Genomic DNA, 22,538 nt, shown 5'->3' on the forward strand with positions numbered 1-22,538 from the left:
CCCGGAAAACGGGTGATCCCCGCAATTATGCGACTTACGGAGACAAAAAAATGGCAGTGAGTGCTAACCGGCTTGAGCTTCTGCAGATCGCCGATGCTGTGGCGCGCGAAAAGGTCATCGACCGCGAAATCGTGCTTGCCGCAATGGCCGACGCTATCCAGAAAGCCGCCCGCTCGCGCTATGGTTCGGAAACCAACATTCGCGCCGACATCAACTCCAAGACCGGCGAAATCCGCCTGCAGCGTCTTCTGGAAGTGGTAGAGACGGCCGAAGACTATTCGACCCAGATTCCGCTCGAACTTGCCCGCGACCGCAACCCGGACGCCAAGCTCGGCGATTTCATCGCCGATCCGCTGCCGCCGATGGATTTCGGCCGTATCGCCGCACAGTCCGCCAAGCAGGTCATCGTTCAGAAGGTGCGCGAAGCAGAACGCGACCGTCAGTATGACGAGTTCAAGGATCGCATCGGCGAAATCGTCAACGGCACCGTCAAGCGCGTCGAATATGGCAATGTCATCGTCGATCTGGGCCGTGGCGAAGGCATCATCCGTCGCGACGAGATGATTCCGCGGGAAAACATGCGTTATGGCGACCGTGTACGCGCTTACGTCTACGACGTTCGCCGCGAGCAGCGTGGCCCGCAGATTTTCCTGTCGCGTACACATCCGCAGTTCATGGTGAAGCTGTTCACCATGGAAGTTCCTGAAATCTACGACGGCATCATCCAGATCAAGTCGGTTGCCCGTGACCCCGGTTCGCGCGCCAAGATCGCCGTCATTTCGAACGACTCGTCGATCGATCCGGTCGGCGCCTGCGTCGGTATGCGCGGTTCGCGCGTTCAGGCCGTTGTCGGCGAATTGCAGGGCGAAAAGATCGACATCATTCCGTGGAGCCAGGAGCCGGCATCCTTCATCGTCAACGCTCTGCAGCCCGCTGAAGTGGCCAAGGTCGTTCTGGATGAAGAATCCGAGCGCATCGAAGTTGTGGTTCCCGACGAGCAGCTTTCGCTCGCCATCGGCCGCCGCGGCCAGAACGTACGTCTGGCATCGCAGCTGACCGGCTGGGATATCGACATCATGACGGAGCAGGAAGAATCCGAGCGTCGCCAGAAGGAATTCAACGAGCGCACGGCACTCTTCATGGACGCCCTCGACGTTGACGAGATGGTTGGTCAGGTTCTGGCTTCCGAAGGCTTCGCGCAGGTTGAAGAACTTGCCTATGTCGATCTTGGAGAAATTTCCTCGATCGACGGCTTCGACGATGACACCGCCGATGAAATCCAGACCCGCGCCCGCGAATATCTGGAACGCCTGGAAGCCGAAATGGACGCCAAGCGCAAGGAACTCGGCGTTGCCGACGAGCTGCGCCAGATCGAAGGCCTGACCTCGCAGATGATGGTCGCCCTTGGTGAAGACGGTATCAAGACCATCGAGGACTTTGCCGGTTGCGCCGCAGACGATCTGGTCGGCTGGAGCGAACGCAAGGACGGCGAGACGAAGAAGTTCGAAGGCATCTTCTCCAAGCTCGACGTATCGCGCGTCGAAGCTGAGAACATGGTTGTGCAGGCCCGTCTTCTGGCAGGCTGGATCACGGCCGAGGATCTGGCTTCCGAAGAAGAAGTCGATGCGGAAGCTACTGAGGAGGCGGATACCGCCGAACAGGAATGACATCGCAGGTGCATGAGCCGGACGAGCTGCCCGAAACCGATGAGGACGGGCGGCTGGAAGGCAACGTCAATGGACGTATGTGCATTGTGACAAGGCAGAGCGGATCTCCAGACGAGTTGATCCGCTTCGTCGCAGGGCCGGACGGCAACGTCGTTCCGGACCTGAAACGCCAATTGCCGGGGCGCGGATGCTGGGTAAAGCCGGAGCGCGCCCTGATAGAGAAAGCCATCGCGAAGAAGATCTTCGCACGGGCACTCAAACGCGACGTCAAGGCCGGGCCGGAGCTTCTCGCTCTTCTCGACCGCCTGATGTCGCAGCAGCTTGCCGGAATGATGAACATGGCGCGCAAGGCGGGTCAGTTCATCAGCGGCGCGACGAAAGTCGATGCCGCCGTCCGTTCGGGGAATGCGATTGCCGTGTTCCACGCAACCGATGCCGCGGCAGACGGCGTGCGAAAACTGGACCAGGCCCGCAAGGCCTGGGAGCTCGGCAGCGATGCCGGCAATGAAATTCCGTCCTTCCGGCTCTTTAGCGAAGCCGAAATGGACGAGTTGATGGGCCAGAATGCTTTTATCCATGCTTGCGCGCTTGCGGGGCAGGCGGGTGAGGGTGTAGTGAAGCGCGCAAAGATGCTTAAGCAGTACCGCCTTGGCGGTCAGCCTGAGGCGGAACGCGACGCTGCCCGGACAGTACAATGACGCGGTTGCCAAACATGAACGGCCGCCGCGTTCCGATGCAGCAATTGAACGACGAGACCTGATGGATGTCATCCGGTTCTCGTCCGTAGGAACGGGAACGGAATGACCGACAACAACGACGACAAGACACTCAATGCGCCGGCCAAGAAGACTCTTACCCTGAAACCGGGCGGGATGAATCAGGGCACCGTGCGGCAGGACATGGGTCGAGGTCGCACCAACGCGGTTGTCGTGGAAACACGCAAGCGCCGCCCCCTGCGTCCCGAAGACGAGAAGCCGGTTCAGCCTGTCGTGGCGGCAGCTCCGGCGCCGAAGCCGGCAGCGCCTGCCCCTTCGGCACCGCGTCCGCAGGCCCCACAGCAACGCATTCAACAGCCGAGCAACCAACAGCAGCGTCCGGGTTCTTCCCATTCGCAGCAGCGCCCCGGCTCGTCCGCACCGCAGCAGCGTCAGCCTGACCGTCCGCGCGGCAACGTTCTGCACGACCTGTCCGCAGGCGAGATGGAAGCCCGCCGCCGTGCGCTGATAGAAGCGCAGGCTCGCGATGTTATCGAAGCCAAGCAGCGCGCCGAAGACGAAGCCCGCCGCAAGGTGGAAGAAGAACAACGCATCGCCGCTGAAAAGATCGAAGCCGAAAACCGCGCTGCCGAAGAGGCTGCGGCGGCAAAGATCGCTGCGAGCCAGCCTGTTACGGAAGCGAAATCCGATCTCTCCGGCGAAAAGCCGGCTGCGGCCGCTGCGCCGGCGCCACGCGCTGACGCCCGTCCCCAGCCTGTTGCTCCCCGTTCCGCTCCCGCCACGCCCGACGCCGCCGCTCCCCGCGGACGCCGCACCGGTGGCGACGACGAGGACGATCGCGGCGCAGTCCGTCGTGGCAGCAGCCTTCCGGCTCGTGGCAAGGTCGTGGCTCCGGTTCCGGCCAAGCCTGCAGCCCGCCTGAAGACCGAAGAAGAGCGCCGTCGTGGCAAGCTGACCGTGACCGCCGCCAATCTGGAAGAAGATGGTACGCCGCGTGGCCGCTCGATGGCATCCATGCGCCGCCGCCAGGAGAAATTCCGTCGCAGCCAGATGCAGGAAACCCGCGAAAAGGTTCTGCGCGAAGTCATCCTGCCGGAAACCATCACCATTCAGGAACTGTCGCAGCGTATGTCCGAGCGCGCCGTTGACGTCATCAAGTTCCTGATGAAGGAAGGCCAGATGCTTAAGCCGGGCGACGTGATCGACGCCGATCTGGCGGAACTGATCGCGGTCGAATTCGGCCATACGGTCAAGCGCGTTTCCGAATCCGACGTTGAAGAGGGTCTCTTCAACAAGGCTGACGATGAAGGCGAGATGGTTTCCCGTCCGCCGGTCGTGACCATCATGGGCCACGTCGACCACGGCAAGACCTCGCTGCTCGACGCTATCCGTCAGGCGAATGTCGTTGCTGGCGAGGCCGGTGGCATCACCCAGCATATCGGCGCCTATCAGGTCGAAAAGAACGGTCAGAAGATCACCTTCATCGACACCCCCGGCCACGCCGCCTTTACGGCAATGCGTGCCCGTGGTGCGCAGGCAACCGACATCGCCGTGCTGGTTGTTGCAGCCGACGACAGCGTGATGCCGCAGACGATCGAGTCGATCAACCATGCGAAGGCGGCCGGTGTTCCGATCGTCGTTGCGATCAACAAGATCGACAAGCACGAGGCAAACCCTGAAAAGGTTCGCCAGCAGCTGCTGCAGCACGAAGTGTTCGTGGAATCGATGGGTGGTGAAGTTCTTGATGTCGAAGTGTCGGCCAAGAACAAGCTCAACCTCGACAAGCTGCTCGAAGCGATCCTGCTTCAGGCGGAAATCCTCGATCTCAAGGCGGATCCAAGCCGCACCGCGGAAGGCACGGTCATCGAAGCCGAGCTGGACCGTGGACGTGGTGCCGTCGCGACCGTTCTCGTGCAGAAGGGTACACTGAAGCCCGGCCAGATCATCGTTGCCGGCGATCAGTGGGGCCGTGTGCGCGCGCTCGTCAACGACAAGGGCGACCACGTCAAGGAAGCCGGTCCGGCCATGCCGGTCGAAATCCTCGGCCTTTCCGGCACGCCGTCGGCCGGTGACCGTTTTGCGGTTGTCGAAAACGAAGGTCGTGCTCGCGAGATCTCCGAATACCGCCAGCGTCTGGCACGCGACAAGGCTGTTGCCCGTCAGACCGGTCAGCGCGGCTCGCTGGAACAGATGATGAGCCAGTTGCAGACTTCGGGATTGAAGGAATTCCCGCTGGTCATCAAGGCGGACGTGCAAGGTTCGGTCGAAGCCATTATCGCTTCGCTCGACAAGCTCGGCACAGACGAAGTCCGCGCTCGTGTCGTTCACTCTGGTGCTGGTGCCATCACGGAATCGGATATCTCGCTTGCCGAGGCATCGAACGCCGCGATCATCGGCTTCAACGTTCGCGCCAACGCACAGGCACGTACGGCGTCCGAACGCGCCGGTATCGAAATCCGCTACTACAACATCATCTACGATCTGGTGGATGACGTGAAGGCGGCGATGTCGGGTCTGCTTTCGCCGGAACGTCGCGAGACCTTCCTCGGCAATGCCGAAATTCTCGAGGTGTTCAACATCACCAAGGTCGGTAAGGTCGCGGGTTGCCGCGTCGTCGAGGGCAAGGTGGAACGTGGTGCGGGTGTGCGTCTGGTGCGCGACAACGTCGTTATCCACGAAGGCAAGCTCAAGACCCTCAAGCGCTTCAAGGACGAAGTCAACGAAGTGCCTGTTGGTCAGGAGTGCGGTATGGCCTTCGAGAATTACGAAGACATTCGCGCCGGCGACACCATCGAGTGCTTCCGCGTCGAACACATCACGAGAACGCTCTAAGCGTCTCGCCGCAAAACAGGACTTTTCTGTCGGGCGCCGGCTTCACCGGCGCTCGCTCCGTTTGAGGCATTACCCATGGCAAAAGCTACATCATCGGCCCCTTCGCAACGCATGCTGCGTGTTGGCGAACAGGTGCGCGCCGCACTGACCCAAATTCTCCAGCGCGGTGAAGTCCGCGACGATCTGATCGAAGGCACCGTCATTTCCATCTCGGAAGTGCGCATGTCACCCGATCTCAAGATCGCGACCGCTTACGTGACGCCGCTTGGCGTTGCGGATCATACCGACATCATCACGGCGCTCAACCGCCATGCCAAGTTCATGCGCGGCCGCCTCGGCCCGCAGCTGCGGCAGATGAAGTACATGCCGGAACTGCGTTTCCGCGACGATACGAGTTTCGACAACTACCAGAAGATCGACGCACTCCTGCGGTCACCGGAGGTGCAGCGCGATCTGGGACCTTCGAACGAAAAAGACGACGAACAGAACTGAAGCATGTCCAAACCACGCAAACAGCAGAACCGCAAACCCAAGGGCCGCCCAGTTTCGGGCTGGCTCATTCTCGACAAGCCGCTCGATTTCGGCTCAACCGAAGCCGTTTCCAAGATCAAATGGCTGTTTAACGCCCAGAAGGCAGGTCACGCCGGAACACTCGACCCCTTGGCGTCCGGCATGCTGCCGATTGCCCTCGGTGACGCCACCAAGACCGTTCCTTACGTCATGGACGGCCGGAAAATCTACGAGTTTACCGTCACCTGGGGTGAAGAACGCGCAACCGACGATCTGGAAGGCGAGGTTGTCAACTCCTCCGACCAGCGCCCGGACGAACAGGCGATCCGCGATATTCTGCCCAATTATACCGGCGTGATCATGCAGACGCCGCCGCAGTTTTCCGCCATCAAGATTGCCGGTGAGCGGGCCTATGATCTGGCGCGTGAAGGCGAAACGGTGGAGATTCCCGCGCGCGAGGTGGAAATTCACCGTCTGACGCTGCTCGCCTGCCCCGACGCTGACACCGCTCATTTCGAAGTGGAATGCGGCAAGGGTACCTATGTGCGGGCGCTTGCGCGCGACATGGGCCGGGATCTCGGCTGTTTCGGTCATATTTCGCAATTGCGCCGTACCATGGTCGCGCCATTCGGCGAGGACATGATGGTACCGCTCGAAACCTTGACGGCGCTCGAAGCCATCGAAGACCGCGACGAGCGGCTTGAAGCGCTCGATGCTTTTCTGATCGACACGGCGGAAGCGCTTTCATCCCTTCCCCACCTCATCATCAATGATGATCAGGCACACCGGCTGAAGATGGGCAATCCGATCCTGCTGCGCGGGCGTGATGCGCCGGCCAATCACCCGGAGGCCTATGCCACTGCGCATGGCAAGCTCATTGCCATCGGAGAGATCGGCGAGGGCGAATTCCGGCCGAAGCGCGTTTTCGGTTGAGACGAGCCTTGAGGGGCGCCGTCAATCGCCTCTTTCAATTGTACCCGGAATAGTTTATAGGCAGCGCCAGCTTGGGCTTTGCCTATGCTGCCGAATGGCCAGAGCTGGACGACATCCCGGCTCTAGGCGTCCCATTTTTCCTTAAAATAGAAAGGATCGTCCGATGTCGATTACTGCAGAGCGCAAAGCCGCCCTCATCAAGGAATATGCAACGAACGAAGGCGACACCGGTTCTCCGGAAGTTCAGGTCGCTATTCTGACCGAGCGGATCAACAACCTGACCGGTCACTTCAAGGACCACAAGAAGGACAACCACTCCCGTCGTGGCCTTCTGACGCTGGTTTCGAGCCGCCGTTCGCTTCTCGACTATCTGAAGAAGAAGGACGAAGCCCGTTACAGCAAGCTGATCGGTGCTCTCGGCATTCGCCGCTAAAACCTTATCCGGCGGGTTTCGCAACGATACCCGCCGGTTTTTATATCTGGCCTTTTGAAGGTCATCTTCAATTTCCGGGCGTTCGCCATAGATGTGGCCCCCGGACGATAAGGCAGCCCCGGATGGGCCGGTGCAGCCTTTTCAACCGCAGACCTGTCATGGGGCAGGATTGCCGGATGCTTGCACCTTGAAAGCCTCCGGCTGTCTTGCCCGTGATTGCGTCGTTCGTTGCCCCCTCGCAAGGCGGGCATACACAAACAAGGACAAGATATGTTCAATAAACACTCCGTGGAAATCGAATGGGCTGGCCGCCCGCTGAAGCTCGAGACAGGCAAGGTTGCCCGTCAGGCTGACGGCGCCGTCATCGCAACCTACGGCGAGACGATGGTTCTTGCGACGGTGGTTTCCGCAAAGTCTCCGAAGCCTGGACAGGACTTCTTCCCGCTCACCGTGAACTACCAGGAAAAGACCTACGCAGCCGGCAAGATCCCCGGCGGCTATTTCAAGCGCGAAGGCCGTCCGTCGGAAAAGGAAACGCTGGTTTCCCGCCTGATCGACCGTCCGATCCGCCCGCTGTTTCCTGAAGGCTACAAGAACGACACGCAGGTTGTCGTAACGGTCATTCAGCACGACCTCGAAAATGACCCGGACGTTCTGTCGATGGTTGCCGCATCCGCTGCGCTCACACTGTCTGGCATTCCTTTCATGGGCCCGGTCGGCGGCGCGCGCGTTGGTTACATCAACGGCGAATATGTTCTGAACCCGCATCTTGATGAGATGGATGAATCGGTTCTGGATCTGGTTGTTGCCGGCACGCAGGACGCCGTCCTGATGGTGGAGTCGGAAGCCAAGGAACTCAACGAAGACGTCATGCTCGGCGCCGTCATGTTCGGCCATCGCGGCTTCCAGCCGGTTATCGACGCGATCATCAAGCTCGCTGAAGTTGCCGCCAAGGAACCGCGCGAATTCGAACCGGAAGATTTCTCCGCACTCGAAAACGAAATGCTCGGCCTTGCCGAAACCGAACTGCGCACCGCCTACAAGATCACCGAAAAGGCTGCCCGTTACGCCGCCGTCGACGCCGTAAAGGCGAAGGTCAAGGCTCACTTCCTGCCGGAAGAAGGCGAAGCGAAGTATAGCCCTGAAGAAATCGGCGCTGTCTTCAAGCACCTTCAGGCGAAGATCGTTCGCTGGAACGTTCTCGACACCAAGAGCCGCATCGATGGCCGCGACCTGTCGACCGTTCGTCCGATCGTTTCGGAAGTTGGCATCCTGCCGCGTACGCACGGCTCGGCGCTGTTCACCCGTGGTGAAACCCAGGCGATCGTTGTTGCGACGCTCGGCACCGGCGAAGACGAACAGTATGTCGACAGCCTGACCGGCATGTACAAGGAACGTTTCCTTCTGCATTACAACTTCCCGCCCTACTCGGTCGGTGAAACGGGCCGTATGGGTTCCCCGGGCCGTCGCGAAATCGGTCACGGCAAGCTCGCATGGCGCGCTATCCGTCCGATGCTGCCGACTGCGGAACAGTTCCCCTACACGCTGCGCGTCGTTTCCGAAATCACCGAGTCCAACGGCTCTTCGTCGATGGCAACGGTTTGCGGCACCTCGCTTGCACTGATGGACGCTGGCGTACCGTTGGCCAAGCCAGTTGCCGGTATCGCCATGGGCCTTATCCTCGAAGGCGAGCGCTTTGCGGTTCTCTCCGACATCCTGGGTGACGAAGATCACCTCGGCGATATGGACTTCAAGGTTGCAGGTACTGCCGACGGCATCACCTCGCTGCAGATGGACATCAAGATCGCCGGTATCACCGAAGAGATCATGAAGATCGCTCTGGAGCAGGCACAGGGTGGCCGCAAGCACATCCTCGGCGAAATGGCGAATGCCATCACCGAGAGCCGCGGCCAGCTTGGCGAATTCGCACCGCGCATCGAAGTGATGAACATTCCGGTCGACAAGATCCGTGAAGTCATCGGTTCGGGCGGCAAGGTCATCCGCGAAATCGTCGAAAAGACCGGCGCCAAGATCAACATCGAAGACGACGGCACCGTCAAGATCGCTTCTGCTTCCGGCAAGGAAATCGAAGCGGCCCGCAAGTGGATCCATTCGATCGTTGCAGAACCGGAAGTCGGCCAGATCTACGAAGGTACGGTCGTCAAGACCGCTGACTTCGGCGCTTTCGTCAACTTCTTCGGCGCCCGCGACGGCCTCGTTCACATCTCGCAGCTCGCTTCCGAGCGTGTCGCCAAGACCTCCGACGTCGTCAAGGAAGGCGACAAGGTCTGGGTCAAGCTGATGGGCTTCGACGAGCGTGGCAAGGTTCGCCTGTCCATGAAGGTTGTCGACCAGGCAACCGGCAAGGAAGTTGCCGCAGACAAGAAGAAGGAAGATGGCGAAGCCGCTGCCGAATAAGGCAGCCTCGCCAGACCCTATCGAGGCGCGGGTTTTGCCCGCGCCTTTTTTCTATTCCATCTTGAGGACGCTCCAATGAGCCGTGATGCTGTTAAAACCCTTTTCCATCCCTTTGCCGCAGAGATGCTCGACTTGCCGAAAGAGGGCGAGCGCGTTCTGTTTCTGGGAGCGGAAGCCGGCCCGCGGCTAGACGGTTTTAACGCTGACATCGTCTCGGTTCAGAATTTTCGACCGCTTTACCGGGCTCTTCAGGCGCAGAACGCAGAGGTCACGCCGGATATTTCCGGCGAGGACTACGATGCGGCGTTGCTGCTTTGCGGCAAACATCGCGGCGAGAACGAAAACCGCGTCGCTGAAGCGCTCTCTCGCGTCAAGGCGGGTGGGTTGATCGTGGCGGCGGGATCGAAAGAAGACGGCATTCTGACGCTGCGCAAGACGCTGGCAAAGCTTGGCATCGAGGCGGAATCGACGCCGAAGTACCACGGCGTCGCCCTCTGGTTCAAACGGCCGGAAGACGTTGCATCTGCCGTGTCGAAACTCGCGCAACATTCCGTTACGGTTGCTGGCCGTTTCACCGCCATGCCCGGCATGTTCTCGCATGACCGCGTGGACGATGGCTCGGAGCTGCTCGCGTCGCGCCTGCCGACCGACTTCGACGGCAACGCCGCCGATTTCGGCGCAGGCTGGGGTTATCTCTCGGTCATGCTGGCGGAAAAATCGCCGCGCACGGCGCGTATCGATCTTTTCGAAGCGGACTGGAACGCGCTCGAATTCGCCAAGACCAATCTTCTTGAAAACAATCCGCGACTGACGGCGCGCTTCTTCTGGCAGGACCTTGCAAACGAGCCGCCGAAAGAAAAATACGACCTCATCATCATGAACCCGCCTTTCCACGCGGCAGGACAGGCGGCAGAACCCGCTCTCGGTCAGGCCTTTATCAAGACGGCTGCCGGCGCGCTTCGCAACGGTGGAAAGCTGCTGATGGTCGCCAATCGCGGCATGCCCTATGAGCCGGTTCTGGCGGCGGAATTCCGCACCAGCGCCGAGGTATGCCGCAACGCGCGCTTCAAGATCCTGAGCGCCCAGAAGTAAGCAATTCGAGCATCATCAGCTCAACAGCCATGCCCACAGCGACACGGAGAGAACACCGGTCGCCGTGGAAATGCTGATGGTGGAGGCCGCAACGCTGTGGCCGATGCCGAAGCGGTTGGCGATCAGCCATGCATTCACCCCTGTCGGCACCGACGAGGTGAGCACGAGGGCAGCTGTCCATTCCCGGCTGAGGCCGAGAGCATGGCCCATGGCCCACACGCAGGCGGGCAGAAGCAGCAGTTTAAAAACCGTCATGGTGACGGCAATCCCCAGATTACCGCGAATGGTGTATTTCGTCAGCGCCATACCGAGCGAGATGAGCGCTGCCGGTCCCGCCATGGACGCGATCTGATCAACCACGGTCTTGAGGATGGGCGTGAGCGTCACGCCTGAAACATTGGTCGAAAGCCCGATGAAAAGTCCGATCACCAGCGGATTTGTGATGAGGTTGCGGCCGACCTGCCTGAAGACAGAAGCCATGCTGCGCTTTTCGCCGCCCACCGCCTTATGCGTGGCGTTCTCCATCAAGATGGTACCGGCAATCATCATGACCGGCAGATGGATGGCCAGCAGAATGGAGAGGGCGACCAGCCCCTCATCCCCGATGGACCGCCCGACAAGCGGCAGGCCGATGAAGATATTGTTGGCAAAGGCCGAGGATATGCCGGCTATGACGGCGATGCGACTATCCTGCTTGAAGATGTACCGCGTGACGATATGCCCAACCGTCCAGGTTACGAACACGCCGGCGAAATAGGTCAGCCACAGCCGGAAGGGCGATGCGCCATGAAAATTCGCCTCCGCAAGAGTGCGGAAGATCAAAGTCGGCACGGCGATCTTGAAAACGAAATCGCTGAGAATCTCACCGGCATCAGCCCTGAACAAGCCGGCCTTGACGGTGAGCCAGCCGATCAGGATAAGAATGAAAATCGGAGCGACGTTCGCGGCAACGGCAGACATGGAGGGAGAGCTTTCGCGGCTTTTGCGGGAGATACTCCGCTTTAGAGCCTTTTCCAAGGGAATGGAATCGCGAAAACGCTGCACCCGGATGTTTCATTCAATAAGCGACGTAGCTCCGTCAGGTATTTTTGCAAAAAGCCCCTCAAAACCGGTCACTGGATCAAGTGGCGCTGCGGTCGGTTTTTCGAGTACCGTCTATAATGAAAACCCGCTTGCGGCACTCTAGAAAGGGGCGCACCAAAGGTGGACCAAAAGAAAAAGCGGGGTTTCCCCCGCCTTTTGTCATATCCGTTATACGCCGTCAGTACATCCGTGAAGGAGATAACGGGTGAGCCAGAAGACCTCATGTCTTCTATTCTGATACGTATTTACGCACCGTTTGCTCTGATCGGAGTGATAGCTTAACCACATTACAGGCACATGACGCGTTTCTGTCTCTGGTGGAGAACCGCATATTTTCCCTTTGGGCTTTTCTTGCCGCCAGAATTGTTTAAGACCGTTCAAAAATGTGCACCCTGCAAACCGGATAGGGCCTATGACGAAATTCGACGTACTGACTGTCGGCAATGCCATCGTCGACATCATTTCCCGTTGTGATGATCGCTTCCTCAATGATAACGCCATCACCAAGGGCGCGATGAACCTCATCGACGCGGAGCGGGCCGAACTGCTCTATTCGCTGATGGGACCCGCTCTCGAGGCCTCCGGCGGAAGTGCGGGCAACACGGCGGCGGGCGTGGCGAATTTCGGTGGCAGGGCGGCTTATTTCGGCAAGGTGGCCGAAGATCAGCTCGGCGAAATCTTCCAGCACGATATCCGCGCGCAGGGCGTCTATTTCGAAACGAAGCCGGAAGGCACGTTTCCGCCGACTGCCCGCTCGATGATCTTCGTCACGGAAGACGGTGAGCGCTCGATGAACACCTATCTCGGCGCCTGCGTCGATCTCGGTCCGGAAGATGTAGAAGAAGACGTCGTAGCGAACACGAAGGTCACCTATTTCGAAGGTTACCTGTGGGATCCGCCGCGCGCCAAGGATGCCATTCGCGATTGCGCCCGCATTGCGCATGAGAACGGCCGTGAAGTCTCCATGACGCTTTCAGACAGTTTCTGCGTTGGCCGATACCGCGAAGAATTTCTCGACCTGATGCGTTCCGGCACCGTGGACATCGTTTTCGCCAACAAGCAGGAAGCTCTCTCGCTTTATGAAACCGACGATTTCGAGCTGGCGCTGACAAAAATCGCTGCCGATTGCAAGATCGCAGCGGTGACGATGAGCGAAGAAGGCGCCGTTATCCTGCGCGGCACGGAACGCGTGAAGGTAGAAGCCTATCCAGTATATGACGTGGTCGACACAACGGGTGCCGGCGATCTTTTCGCCGCCGGCTTCCTTTTCGGCTACACGCAGGATCGGTCTCTGGAAGATTGCGGCAAACTCGGCTGCCTTGCTGCTGCCGCCGTCATTCAGCAGGTCGGGCCGCGTCCGATGTCATCGCTCAAGGCGCTGGGCGAGAAAAACGGCCTTATTTAAAGGCCTCGCCGGGATAAGCACCCCAGATTTCACCCTGCGACACCCAGCCTGAGGCCTGACCGGCCTCGGCGCGGCACCAGTCGCCGTTGCATTCACCGATCCTGAAGACGACACCCGGCTCCAGCCGGGCAATGACGGAGGCGCCCGACTGTGCGTCGCGGCGCATGTTCACGTAGACATCCTTGCCCTTGCCGCGCATCCACGGCGCGGCGACGGCCGTGCGCTCGCCGGAGAGCAGCGCCTGGTTAACCCAGCCTTCCGTGCCATCGGCATCGCGGATACGCCGCCAGTTCTCATATTCCTGAATGATTTCAACCGGCATTCCCGATTTCATATACATCCAGGAAACGGCATAATCCGTGCTGGGTCCGATGCGCATGTTGACGCGCTTGGATTTCAGGCTGACAAAACGCGGCAAAGGCAGGCCGCTTGCGCCTTTGGCAGCGCCTTGCGCCATGGCCTCGTTCGCCACACCAAAGAGGCCCAGAGACAATGCAATGCAAACCATAGAAACCACACTGCGCATGCCCATTTCCGTTTCCTGCCTTCTGCAAACCGGATTAAATTCGAGGAGGCTCGTTTCCACACGCCTCAAGCTTCGGCGAGTTTTATTTGTCTTCGCCGGTGGGTCTGGTAGAAACGCCCTGATTGAAAGAAATTATCGCTCTTTCTGGTTAATGACTTCTGAACAAGGCAGCGGCAAACGATGACCCACAAGAAGAGACCGACAGTCTATATCACCCGCAAATTGCCTGACGTCGTCGAAACCAGAATGCGGGAACTCTTCGATGCCGAACTGAATATCGACGATACGCAGCGCCGCGAGGAGGAGCTTGTGGCCGCCATGCAGCGGGTCGACGTTCTGGTGCCGACGGTCACGGACCGCATCACCGCCGCCATGATCGAGAAAGCAGGGCCGCAACTGAAGCTGATCGCCAGCTTCTCCAACGGCATAGACCATGTGGATGTGGACGCGGCTGCCCGAAAGGGCATCACAGTGACCAACACGCCCAACGTGCTGACGGAAGACAGCGCCGATATCACCATGGCGCTGGTGCTGGCCGTGCCGCGCCGCCTGATCGAAGGCACGCGCGTGCTTGCCAATGGCGCAGACGAATGGCTGGGCTGGTCGCCGACCTGGATGCTGGGACGGCGTATTTCCGGCAAACGCATCGGCATTGTCGGCATGGGCCGCATCGGTACGGCAGTTGCGCGGCGCGCCAAGGCTTTCGGCCTCTCCATACACTATCACAACCGCAAACGCGTCAACCCGGCGACGGAAGCGGAGCTTGAGGCAACCTATTGGGACAGCCTCGACCAGATGCTGGCGCGGGTGGATATTGTTTCCGTCAATTGCCCCTCCACACCTGCGACCTATCACCTGATCTCGGCACGACGGCTCGCGCTGATGCAGCCGACAAGCTACATCGTCAACACGGCGCGCGGCGATATCATCGATGAGGCGGCAATGATCCAGTGCCTGCGCGACGGAAAGATCGCCGGAGCCGGTCTCGATGTCTACGAGAACGAGCCCGCAATCAATCCCAAGCTCATCAAGCTCGCGAGAGAAGGGAAGGTCGTGCTGCTTCCGCATATGGGCTCGGCAACGATCGAGGGACGCATCGAGATGGGTGACAAGGTCATCATCAACATCCGCACGCTTTTCGACGGACACCGACCGCCGAACCGGGTGCTGCCGGGGCGGAACTGAACCGGTTCAGACAAGCCGTTTCTGCTCGTGACGTGGAAGGGAGAAGCAGGCTTTTAAGTGGATCAAAAATTGAGCCGTCTCAGCCGAGGAATTTCGTCATTTCAATCGAGGTCGTACGGTCGTAACCCGGATGGGCGTTTTCAGCGGTTTTGATGAAACCCCAGGCGGCGAATTTCGCGTGATTGCCGACAAGCTCGATGCGCGTTTCCAGCCGCAGCGCCGGTAACGCCAATTCGCGGGCCAATGCTTCGGCCCGTTCCAGAAGCATTTTGCCGATGCCTTTGCCCTGCGCTTTCAGGGAAACGCACAGCTTGCCGACGTAAAGGCAGGCCGGTTGTTCCTGCCGGCAAAACAGGCAGCCAACAATCTCATCACCATCCAGCGCCACGAAAGCGGTCTCCGCCCTCGCCTTCTCCGCGAGATTTTCGAGAGTCAAACGGTGAGCGGACGATGGTGGGTCGATGACGCCGTCCATATAGGCGAAGGACGACATGATAAGCGCAAGCAGCTCCTGCCAGCGCTCGAATTCTTCGCCAATCCATGTGATCTCAGTCATGTTTTTTTCCAGCAGGGCGGCGCTTGTAACGCACGGTTTCGAAGCGGGCCGACAGGGCATCATAGAGAAGCAGGCGGCCGACCAATGGCTCGCCGGCAGCGGTGATCACCTTGATGGCCTCCATGGCCATGATCGTGCCGATCACGCCGGTCAAAGCGCCGACGATGCCCGTTTCCGCGCAATTCGGAATAAGCCCCTGCGGCGGTGGCTCGGGAAACAGATCGCGATACCCCGGCAGCAGATTACCATCGGCACCCGCCTCATAGGGTTTCAGCACCGTTACCGAACCATCGAAACGGCCGACAGCGCCCGTTACCAGCGGCCTTTTAGCAGCCTCTGCGGCATCGGCTGCGGCATAACGTGTGTCGAAATTATCAGAACCGTCGATAAGGAGATCGAAGGATGGCAGATGGGTGTGCGCCCAGACCTGCGAAAAACGCTCCTCAAAAACAAGGGTACGCACATGCGGGTTGAGCCGGGCAATGGCTGCGCGGGCGCTTGCCGTTTTCAGCTCACCGATCGTGCCGGTATCGTGGATCACCTGCCGCTGGAGATTGGACAGGGAGACCACGTCGTCATCGATCAGGCCAAGCGTGCCAACACCGGCTGCAGCAAGATAATGAAGGACAGGCGCGCCAAGGCCACCAGCCCCGATTACCAGCACCCGCGCAGCCTTCAGACGCTGCTGCCCGGCACCGCCGATTTCCGGCAAGAGAATATGGCGCTTGTAGCGTTCGATTTCGTCCGGGCTCAGCGGGTCCATGTCGCACTCCATTTTTTCGCCGTCATGCCGTGATGCCCCCGTGGGAAACATTGAAGAATTGCGCCCTGTCGCCAAGGGCGGAGAACATTGCCGCATCCGTTCCGGTCATGAAACTCTGACCACCGAGCGCGTGAATGAGATCGAACAGAGCCGCCCGCCTGCCCTCATCCAGATGCGCGGCAATTTCGTCGAGCAGCAGAACCGGCGCATGGCCGGTCATGTTGGCGGTGAGCTGGGCATGCGCAAGCACCAATCCCACCAGCAGCGCCTTCTGTTCTCCGGTCGAGCAACGCTCTGCCTCCATGTTCTTTTCCGCATGGCGCACGAACAGATCGACACGGTGTGGCCCATCAAGCGTGCGGCCTGCCGCCGCGTCTCGATACCGGCCTTCGCGCAGCGTAAGCCTATACTCGTCTTCCAGATCGACAGCCGGCCGGTTGAGCGTGTCGTCCATGAAACCCGAGAGCGCCAGCGCTGCCGAGGGGAAGGCAGCATTGCCGGAACGGCCTTCGATGAGGCTCTTCAAAAGACCCAACATTTCATAGCGCGCCAGCGCCATGGAAATGCCGAGTTCCGCCATCTGCTTCTCGATACCGTCCAGCCAGACCGGATCGAAACGGCCTTCCGAAAGCAGACGGTTGCGGCCGCGCATGGCCTTTTCGAAGTCGCTTGCCCGCCGTCCATGCGCGGGATCGAGCGAGAGCACCAACCGATCGAGAAAACGCCGGCGATCCGAGGATGAACCGGTAAAAAGCCCATCCATGGCAGGCGTCAGCCACAGCACCCGCAGATGATCCGTCAATTCATCGACCGACTTCACCGATGTCCCGTTCAGCCTCAGGCGGCGCGACACTACCTCGCCGTCACCCTCGATCCCGGTTCCGATGGCGACCTCGCCGTCCATGCCGTCGACATCCGCAAAAATCGAAAAACCGGCGGCCTCCGCCCCCACTCGCGTCACATCGGACAGGGTGGCGCGGCGCAGGCCCCTTCCGGGCGACAGAAACGAAACGGCCTCCAGGAGATTGGTCTTGCCGGAACCGTTGTCACCCGTCAGCACCACGTGGCGGTCATCCAGCGCAAGCGACGCCGCCGCATAGTTGCGGAAGTCCGTGAGTTTCAGCCGTAAAAGCGACACCTTATTCGTCATCTGTACGGCCTAAAACGAACATAGCTGGATAGCAAGGTGGGGAATGCGTCGTCCGCATTGAACATAATGCCACCACACCGCAATCCAGTCTCCAGTAGCAACTTTTTGAGCGGCCGGTTATTGATGCGTGGTCCCTCATTATCGGTAACCCCATCCATGCGCCTGATTTTTTCGCTCCTCCTCGCTTTCAGCCTTCTTTCATCCTGCGCGGGCAGACCGGGGGCGGATGTGTTGCAGGCCATAAACACCAAGACCACCGATACGAAAATCGTGACAGCCTATGTGGCGAGCACGCGGGAGAAAAACAACGAGGCCAAAAAGGGCTTTAGCGCTGGGCGGGCGGCTGAGCTGAATTATGCGCGCTTCGACATTTCCATTCCTCCCAGCCATAAAAGCGGAAATATCGAATGGTCCAAAGGTAAGCCGAACCCGAGCAAGGATTTTGTCGTCACCAAAGCCGATATGCTGACGAAAACGCGTTTCAATTCCGATCTTGGCGACGTCACCCGCTCCGGCAAGCAGATCGCGCTTTTTGTGCATGGCTATAATTACAGCTATCAGGAAGCCTTGTTCCGTGCGGCACAAATGGCAGCCGATGCCAATATGGATGGTGTGCCGCTGGTCTTTTCATGGCCGTCCCAGGCGAGCGTCACCGGTTACGTGGCCGACAAGGAATCAGCGACCTATTCGCGAGACGCGCTGGCCACGGTGCTGACCGACCTTACCAGGCAAACACCGAAAAAAAGCATTGTCGTGTTCGGTCACAGCATGGGCGGCTGGCTGGTCATGGAAGCGCTGCGACAATTGCGCTTCGAAGGCAGGAACGATGTGCTCTCCAAACTACAGGTAGTACTGGCCGCGCCGGATATCGACGCCGATGTTTTCCGCAAGCAGATCGAGGTGGTGGGAAGGCTCAATCCGCCGCTCACCATTCTCGTCTCCAAGGACGACCGCGCCCTGAAGGCTTCCTCCATCCTCGGGGCCGACGTCACCCGCATCGGCGCGCTGGATGTGACCGATCCTCAAGTGCAGGAAGCCGCCCTGAAAGAGGGCGTTCAGTTCGTTGACATCTCCAAGCTCAAGGCATCGGATCCGCTCAACCACGACCGCTATGCGGCACTCGCGTCGCTGGTGCCACAACTGGAGGCGAGCCGGAACGGCAACGGCGAAAACGGCATAGGCCGCGCGGGTGCCTTTGTGTTCGATGCTATCGGGGCAACAGTATCCAGCCCCTTCCGGCTTGCGAGCCAGGTCGTGAACCCGCAATAACTTTTGCGGGTTCTTGGCGACAACCGGTTCAGAAATCCCAGTCTTCGTCTTCTGTGGCGACCGCCTTGCCGATGACATAGGAAGAGCCGGAGCCGGAGAAGAAGTCGTGGTTCTCGTCGGCATTGGGAGACAGCGCCGAGAGGATCGCAGGATTGACCCGGCAAGCCTCGGGCGGAAACAGCGCCTCGTAACCCAGATTCATCAAGGCCTTGTTGGCGTTGTAATGCAGGAACTGCTTGACGTCTTCCGTCAGGCCAACGCCGTCATAGAGGTCTTGGGTATATTTGGCTTCGTTGTCGTAAAGCTCGAGCAAAAGATCGAAGGCGAAATCCTTGATCTCCTGTTTTTCCGCTTCGCCCAGACGTTCGAGCGCGCGCTGGAACTTGTAGCCGATGTAATAGCCATGCACGGCCTCATCGCGAATGATGAGACGGATCAAATCGGCCGTGTTGGTAAGCTTGGCGCGACTTGACCAGAACATTGGCAGGTAGAAGCCGGAATAGAACAGGAAGCTCTCCAGAAACACGCTGGCGACCTTCATTTTCAACGGATTTCCGCTATCATATTCGCGCATGATGAGCGCGGATTTGCGTTGCAGGAATTCGTTCTCCTCCGACCAGCGATAGGCGTCATCGACGTCAGGCGTGGAGCAGAGCGTCGAGAAGATCGAGGAATAAGAGCGGGCGTGGACCGCCTCCATGAAGGAGATGTTGGAAAGCACCGCCTCCTCGTGCGGCGTCGCCGAATCCGCCATCAGGCGCACGGAACCGACGCCATTCTGGATCGTGTCCAGCAATGTCAGCCCGGTGAAGACGCGGATCGTCAAGGTCTGCTCTTCCGGCTTCAACGTTCCCCAGGACGGGATATCGTTGGAGAGCGGCACCTTTTCCGGTAGCCAGAAATTCGATGTCAGGCGATTCCAGACTTCGAGATCCTTGTCATCCTCGATGCGGTTCCAGTTGACCGCGCGAATACGGGACGCGGGTTTTACGGCAATGTTCATTGTCTTGTCCCTCAATTCAGAGCGTGCAGGATACGCAGCCCTGAACCTGCGTGCCTTCCAGCGCCATCTGGCGCAAACGGATGTAGTAGATGGTCTTGATGCCTTTTTTCCAGGCGTAGATCTGCGCCCGGTTGATATCGCGCGTCGTTGCCGTATCGCGGAAGAACAGTGTCAGCGACAGGCCCTGATCGACATGCTGAGTGGCCGCCGCATAGGTATCTATGATCTTTTCCGGACCGATTTCGTAGGCATCCTGATAATATTCGAGATTGTCGTTCGAAAGGTAGGAAGCCGGATAATAAACACGGCCGATCTTGCCTTCCTTGCGAATTTCAATCTTCGAGACGATGGGATGGATCGAGGAGGTCGAGTGGTTGATATAGGAGATCGAGCCTGTGGGCGGCACGGCCTGAAGGTTCTGGTTATAGAGGCCGGTCTCCATGACGGCCTGCTTCAACGCTTTCCAGTCCTCCTGTGTCGGAATGGAAATGCCGGCTTTCTCAAAAAGGTCGCGGACCTTTTCCGTCGCGGGCAGCCATTCCCGGTCGGTATATTTATCGAAGTAGTCGCCCGAGGCATATTTGGAGTTTTCAAAGCCCTTGAAGCTCTGGCCCCTTTCAGTGGCAAGGCGATTGCTGGCGCGGATGGCGTGATAGGTCACCGTGTAGAAATAGATATTGGTGAAGTCGATGCCTTCTTCGGAGCCGTAGAAGATGCGCTCGCGCGCCAGATAGCCATGCAGGTTCATCTGACCAAGCCCGATGGCGTGGCTCGCATCATTGCCCTTTTCCACGGAAGGGACAGACGAGATGTGGCTCATGTCAGAAACGGCCGTCAGCGCCCGGATGGAGGTTTCGATCGTCTTGCCGAAATCAGCCGAATCCATTGCTGAAGCAATGTTGAGCGAGCCGAGATTGCAGGAAATATCCTTGCCCATATGGCTGTAAGAGAGATCGTCGTTGAACTCGCTCGCCTCGCTGACCTGTAGGATTTCCGAGCAGAGATTGCTCATGCTGATACGGCCGGCGATCGGATTGGCGCGGTTAACCGTATCCTCGAACATGATATAGGGATAACCGCTTTCGAACTGGATTTCTGCGATGACTTGGAAGAACTCGCGTGCCTTGATCTTCTTCTTGCGGATGCGGCTGTCGGCGACCATTTCCTGATATTTTTCGCTGACGGAAATCTCGGTAAACGGCACGCCATAAACCCGCTCAACATCATACGGCGAGAACAGGTACATATCCTCGTTGTTTCTCGCGAGTTCGAAGGTGATATCAGGGATCACCACGCCGAGCGAAAGGGTTTTGATGCGGATTTTTTCGTCGGCGTTTTCGCGCTTGGTATCGAGGAAACGCATGATGTCGGGGTGATGGGCATGCAGATAGACCGCGCCAGCGCCCTGGCGCGCGCCAAGCTGGTTGGCGTAGGAGAACGAATCTTCCAGCAGCTTCATGACAGGAATCACGCCAGAGGACTGGTTTTCGATCTGTTTGATCGGCGCGCCGGCTTCGCGAATATTGGTCAGGGACAGTGCTACGCCACCGCCACGCTTGGAAAGCTGCAATGCTGAATTGATGGACCGGCCGATGCTTTCCATATTGTCTTCCACACGCAGCAGAAAACACGAAACCAGCTCACCGCGGCTTTTCTTGCCAGCGTTGAGAAAGGTCGGGGTCGCCGGCTGGAAGCGGCCGGAAATGATTTCATCCATCAGATCGCGGGCAAGCTGCTCGTCGCCACGCGCCAGAGCCAGCGCCACCATGCAGACGCGGTCCTCATAACGCTCCAGGTAACGCTTTCCGTCGAAGGTCTTCAGCGTATAGGACGTATAATATTTGAAGGCGCCGAGAAATGTCGGAAAACGGAACTTTCTGGCATAGGCCTCGTCGTAGAGGTCACGGACGAAATTGAAGGAATACTGGTCCAGCACCTCCTGTTCGTAATATCCCTCGGTCACGAGATAATCGAGCTTTTCCCTGAGATTATGGAAAAACACCGTGTTCTGGTTGACGTGCTGAAGGAAATATTGCCGTGCCGCAAGGCGGTCCTTGTCGAGCTGGATCTTCCCGTTTTCATCGTAGAGGTTCAGCATCGCGTTCAGCGCGTGATAGTCCAGTCCCGCGTCCAGGTGTTTTTGCGCAGCGGTTACTTGTTGTTTGGCATCCGTGTTGCGCACCGCGCTCGAGGTCAGCGTGTCCAAAATCGTTCCAATCCATGATTGACGTTGGCGACATCTTCCTCCGTGCCAAGAAGCTCGAAGCGGTAGAGAAACGGCACCGCGCATTTACGCGACACGATATCTCCGGCGGATGCGAAAGCTGCGCCAAAATTCGTATTTCCCGCCGCGATGACGCCGCGAATGAGATTTCGGTTTGAGGGCTCGTTCAAAAACCGGATAACCGGTTTCGGTACCGCTCCTTTCATGCCGCCGCCCCCATAGGTGGGGGTGACGAGAACATAGGGCTCCGACACGTGAGGAACGTCTTCCTCGGCGCCGAGCGGCAGGCGAAGCAATCGTCGCCCCAGTTTTTGAAGGAAGCGATGAGTGTTCTCAGACCGGCTGGAATAATAGACGATCAGCCCCATCGCATCGCCTCCTCAGCTGATCGAGCCAATCATGTCCGGACGGAAACCCGCCCAATGGCGTTCGCCGGCAACGACCACGGGAACCTGCATGTAACCGAGGCCGCGAACGCGATCGAGGGCATCCGCATCTTCGGAGATATCGACGATCTCGTAGCTGACACCGATGCGGTCAAGCGCACGATAGGTGGCAGTGCACTGGACGCAGGCGGGCTTGCTGTAAACGGTGACGGTCATTGTTTCCTCTTTCGAAGCCGCTTTTACGCACGGCTCAACATTGCCCGCCTGCAATCGCAAGCGGGTGGCGATGGTTCTGTCATTCTGGCGAGGCGCGCGGGTGAGGCCGCGTAAGATCGCTGCCTACGCCGACGAGCGTAGAAACTTATAAAAATGCACTGGCATGACTTC

At 58.9% G+C, this 22,538-nt stretch carries 20 protein-coding genes; 11 read left to right on the forward strand and 9 right to left on the reverse strand.

Going from position 1 to position 22,538, the window contains the following annotated elements; translation table 11 throughout:
- The first annotated feature begins 50 nt into the window (after window positions 1-50).
- The 8 genes from nusA to ACQZ5Y_RS05430 all read left to right on the forward strand — a co-directional run bounded on the left by nusA (window position 51) and on the right by ACQZ5Y_RS05430 (window position 10,601).
- A complete protein-coding gene (nusA, locus tag ACQZ5Y_RS05395; RefSeq protein ID WP_003514298.1) occupies window positions 51-1,667 on the forward strand; it encodes a transcription termination factor NusA in 1,617 nt (538 codons plus the stop codon).
- On the forward strand, window positions 1,664-2,365 hold the full coding sequence (locus ACQZ5Y_RS05400; RefSeq protein ID WP_003514297.1) for an RNA-binding protein: 702 nt from the start codon (window positions 1,664-1,666) through the stop codon (window positions 2,363-2,365). Before nusA ends, ACQZ5Y_RS05400 begins: the two co-directional genes overlap by 4 nt.
- A gap of 102 nt (window positions 2,366-2,467) precedes the next feature.
- On the forward strand, window positions 2,468-5,215 hold the full coding sequence (infB, locus tag ACQZ5Y_RS05405; RefSeq protein ID WP_003514296.1) for a translation initiation factor IF-2: 2,748 nt from the start codon (window positions 2,468-2,470) through the stop codon (window positions 5,213-5,215).
- A 75-nt stretch (window positions 5,216-5,290) separates the two neighbouring features.
- The gene (rbfA, locus tag ACQZ5Y_RS05410) at window positions 5,291-5,707 is read left to right on the forward strand and encodes a 30S ribosome-binding factor RbfA (protein ID WP_003507167.1); all 417 of its coding nucleotides are present in this window, start codon (window positions 5,291-5,293) and stop codon (window positions 5,705-5,707) included.
- A 3-nt stretch (window positions 5,708-5,710) separates the two neighbouring features.
- Entirely contained in the window at window positions 5,711-6,658 is a 948-nt protein-coding gene (gene truB, locus ACQZ5Y_RS05415; protein WP_174049099.1) for a tRNA pseudouridine(55) synthase TruB, read from the forward strand.
- A gap of 163 nt (window positions 6,659-6,821) precedes the next feature.
- Window positions 6,822-7,091 carry a 30S ribosomal protein S15 gene (rpsO, locus tag ACQZ5Y_RS05420; RefSeq protein WP_003514294.1) on the forward strand — a complete coding sequence of 90 codons (270 nt, stop codon included), beginning with the start codon at window positions 6,822-6,824 and terminating at the stop codon, window positions 7,089-7,091.
- 270 nt (window positions 7,092-7,361) lie between these two features.
- Window positions 7,362-9,509 carry a polyribonucleotide nucleotidyltransferase gene (gene pnp / locus ACQZ5Y_RS05425; RefSeq protein WP_003514278.1) on the forward strand — a complete coding sequence of 716 codons (2,148 nt, stop codon included), beginning with the start codon at window positions 7,362-7,364 and terminating at the stop codon, window positions 9,507-9,509.
- Between the two features lie 75 nt (window positions 9,510-9,584).
- A complete protein-coding gene (locus ACQZ5Y_RS05430; protein ID WP_003514275.1) occupies window positions 9,585-10,601 on the forward strand; it encodes a class I SAM-dependent methyltransferase in 1,017 nt (338 codons plus the stop codon).
- Between the two features lie 15 nt (window positions 10,602-10,616).
- On the opposite strand, the gene ACQZ5Y_RS05435 is transcribed toward ACQZ5Y_RS05430, so the two are convergent.
- Entirely contained in the window at window positions 10,617-11,561 is a 945-nt protein-coding gene (locus tag ACQZ5Y_RS05435; RefSeq protein WP_174049098.1) for an AEC family transporter, read from the reverse strand.
- A 535-nt stretch (window positions 11,562-12,096) separates the two neighbouring features.
- On the opposite strand from ACQZ5Y_RS05435, the gene ACQZ5Y_RS05440 reads away from it, so the two are divergent.
- Window positions 12,097-13,089, forward strand: coding sequence for an adenosine kinase (locus tag ACQZ5Y_RS05440; RefSeq protein WP_003514270.1), 993 nt, complete (start codon window positions 12,097-12,099; stop codon window positions 13,087-13,089).
- Here ACQZ5Y_RS05440 and ACQZ5Y_RS05445 read toward each other — a convergent pair.
- A complete protein-coding gene (locus ACQZ5Y_RS05445) occupies window positions 13,082-13,615 on the reverse strand; it encodes an SH3 domain-containing protein (protein WP_003514268.1) in 534 nt (177 codons plus the stop codon). The genes ACQZ5Y_RS05440 and ACQZ5Y_RS05445 overlap by 8 nt on opposite strands.
- A gap of 180 nt (window positions 13,616-13,795) precedes the next feature.
- On the opposite strand from ACQZ5Y_RS05445, the gene ACQZ5Y_RS05450 reads away from it, so the two are divergent.
- Window positions 13,796-14,800: a 2-hydroxyacid dehydrogenase gene (locus tag ACQZ5Y_RS05450; RefSeq protein WP_003514267.1), complete on the forward strand. Its 1,005-nt coding sequence runs from the start codon at window positions 13,796-13,798 to the stop codon at window positions 14,798-14,800.
- Between the two features lie 79 nt (window positions 14,801-14,879).
- Here the strand turns inward: ACQZ5Y_RS05450 and ACQZ5Y_RS05455 are convergent, their stop codons facing one another.
- The 3 genes from ACQZ5Y_RS05455 to recF are packed head-to-tail and all read right to left on the reverse strand — an operon-like array spanning window position 14,880 to window position 17,269.
- Window positions 14,880-15,356: a GNAT family N-acetyltransferase gene (locus ACQZ5Y_RS05455; protein WP_174049097.1), complete on the reverse strand. Its 477-nt coding sequence runs from the start codon at window positions 15,354-15,356 to the stop codon at window positions 14,880-14,882.
- Complete coding sequence (locus tag ACQZ5Y_RS05460; protein ID WP_080800686.1) at window positions 15,349-16,119, reverse strand: molybdopterin-synthase adenylyltransferase MoeB; 771 nt, start codon at window positions 16,117-16,119, stop codon at window positions 15,349-15,351. Before ACQZ5Y_RS05460 ends, ACQZ5Y_RS05455 begins: the two co-directional genes overlap by 8 nt.
- 22 nt (window positions 16,120-16,141) lie before the next feature.
- Window positions 16,142-17,269: a DNA replication/repair protein RecF gene (gene recF, locus ACQZ5Y_RS05465; RefSeq protein ID WP_013635217.1), complete on the reverse strand. Its 1,128-nt coding sequence runs from the start codon at window positions 17,267-17,269 to the stop codon at window positions 16,142-16,144.
- Window positions 17,270-17,425: 156 nt separating this feature from the next.
- Here recF and ACQZ5Y_RS05470 point away from each other — a divergent pair, with 156 nt between their 5' ends.
- Window positions 17,426-18,538 (forward strand): alpha/beta hydrolase, encoded by a 1,113-nt coding sequence (locus ACQZ5Y_RS05470; protein WP_038489306.1) that lies wholly within the window; start codon window positions 17,426-17,428, stop codon window positions 18,536-18,538.
- Window positions 18,539-18,566: 28 nt separating this feature from the next.
- On the opposite strand, the gene nrdF is transcribed toward ACQZ5Y_RS05470, so the two are convergent.
- Genes nrdF through nrdH form a run of 4 tightly spaced genes read right to left on the reverse strand, consistent with a single transcriptional unit; the run spans window position 18,567 to window position 22,367 of the window.
- Window positions 18,567-19,541 carry a class 1b ribonucleoside-diphosphate reductase subunit beta gene (nrdF, locus tag ACQZ5Y_RS05475; protein WP_003514262.1) on the reverse strand — a complete coding sequence of 325 codons (975 nt, stop codon included), beginning with the start codon at window positions 19,539-19,541 and terminating at the stop codon, window positions 18,567-18,569.
- Between the two features lie 16 nt (window positions 19,542-19,557).
- Entirely contained in the window at window positions 19,558-21,747 is a 2,190-nt protein-coding gene (nrdE, locus tag ACQZ5Y_RS05480) for a class 1b ribonucleoside-diphosphate reductase subunit alpha (RefSeq protein WP_075807520.1), read from the reverse strand.
- Window positions 21,735-22,133: a class Ib ribonucleoside-diphosphate reductase assembly flavoprotein NrdI gene (nrdI, locus tag ACQZ5Y_RS05485; RefSeq protein WP_003514252.1), complete on the reverse strand. Its 399-nt coding sequence runs from the start codon at window positions 22,131-22,133 to the stop codon at window positions 21,735-21,737. Before nrdI ends, nrdE begins: the two co-directional genes overlap by 13 nt.
- A gap of 12 nt (window positions 22,134-22,145) precedes the next feature.
- Window positions 22,146-22,367 (reverse strand): glutaredoxin-like protein NrdH, encoded by a 222-nt coding sequence (nrdH, locus tag ACQZ5Y_RS05490; protein WP_013635213.1) that lies wholly within the window; start codon window positions 22,365-22,367, stop codon window positions 22,146-22,148.
- Window positions 22,368-22,538 lie beyond the last annotated feature (171 nt).

The sequence above is a fragment of the Agrobacterium sp. A3-95 genome (assembly GCF_053521785.1).

Coding starts and splice junctions, on each gene's coding strand:
- nrdI (WP_003514252.1), bottom strand. CDS start 22,133: ATGGGGCTGATCGTCTATTATTCCAGCCGGTCTGAGAACACTCATCGC.
- ACQZ5Y_RS05460 (WP_080800686.1), bottom strand. CDS start 16,119: ATGGACCCGCTGAGCCCGGACGAAATCGAACGCTACAAGCGCCATATT.
- nrdH (WP_013635213.1), bottom strand. CDS start 22,367: ATGACCGTCACCGTTTACAGCAAGCCCGCCTGCGTCCAGTGCACTGCC.
- recF (WP_013635217.1), bottom strand. CDS start 17,269: ATGACGAATAAGGTGTCGCTTTTACGGCTGAAACTCACGGACTTCCGC.
- truB (WP_174049099.1), top strand. CDS start 5,711: ATGTCCAAACCACGCAAACAGCAGAACCGCAAACCCAAGGGCCGCCCA.
- ACQZ5Y_RS05400 (WP_003514297.1), top strand. CDS start 1,664: ATGACATCGCAGGTGCATGAGCCGGACGAGCTGCCCGAAACCGATGAG.
- ACQZ5Y_RS05445 (WP_003514268.1), bottom strand. CDS start 13,615: ATGCGCAGTGTGGTTTCTATGGTTTGCATTGCATTGTCTCTGGGCCTC.
- nrdF (WP_003514262.1), bottom strand. CDS start 19,541: ATGAACATTGCCGTAAAACCCGCGTCCCGTATTCGCGCGGTCAACTGG.
- nusA (WP_003514298.1), top strand. CDS start 51: ATGGCAGTGAGTGCTAACCGGCTTGAGCTTCTGCAGATCGCCGATGCT.
- infB (WP_003514296.1), top strand. CDS start 2,468: ATGACCGACAACAACGACGACAAGACACTCAATGCGCCGGCCAAGAAG.
- ACQZ5Y_RS05435 (WP_174049098.1), bottom strand. CDS start 11,561: ATGTCTGCCGTTGCCGCGAACGTCGCTCCGATTTTCATTCTTATCCTG.
- ACQZ5Y_RS05430 (WP_003514275.1), top strand. CDS start 9,585: ATGAGCCGTGATGCTGTTAAAACCCTTTTCCATCCCTTTGCCGCAGAG.
- pnp (WP_003514278.1), top strand. CDS start 7,362: ATGTTCAATAAACACTCCGTGGAAATCGAATGGGCTGGCCGCCCGCTG.
- rbfA (WP_003507167.1), top strand. CDS start 5,291: ATGGCAAAAGCTACATCATCGGCCCCTTCGCAACGCATGCTGCGTGTT.
- ACQZ5Y_RS05450 (WP_003514267.1), top strand. CDS start 13,796: ATGACCCACAAGAAGAGACCGACAGTCTATATCACCCGCAAATTGCCT.
- ACQZ5Y_RS05455 (WP_174049097.1), bottom strand. CDS start 15,356: ATGACTGAGATCACATGGATTGGCGAAGAATTCGAGCGCTGGCAGGAG.
- ACQZ5Y_RS05440 (WP_003514270.1), top strand. CDS start 12,097: ATGACGAAATTCGACGTACTGACTGTCGGCAATGCCATCGTCGACATC.
- rpsO (WP_003514294.1), top strand. CDS start 6,822: ATGTCGATTACTGCAGAGCGCAAAGCCGCCCTCATCAAGGAATATGCA.
- ACQZ5Y_RS05470 (WP_038489306.1), top strand. CDS start 17,426: ATGCGCCTGATTTTTTCGCTCCTCCTCGCTTTCAGCCTTCTTTCATCC.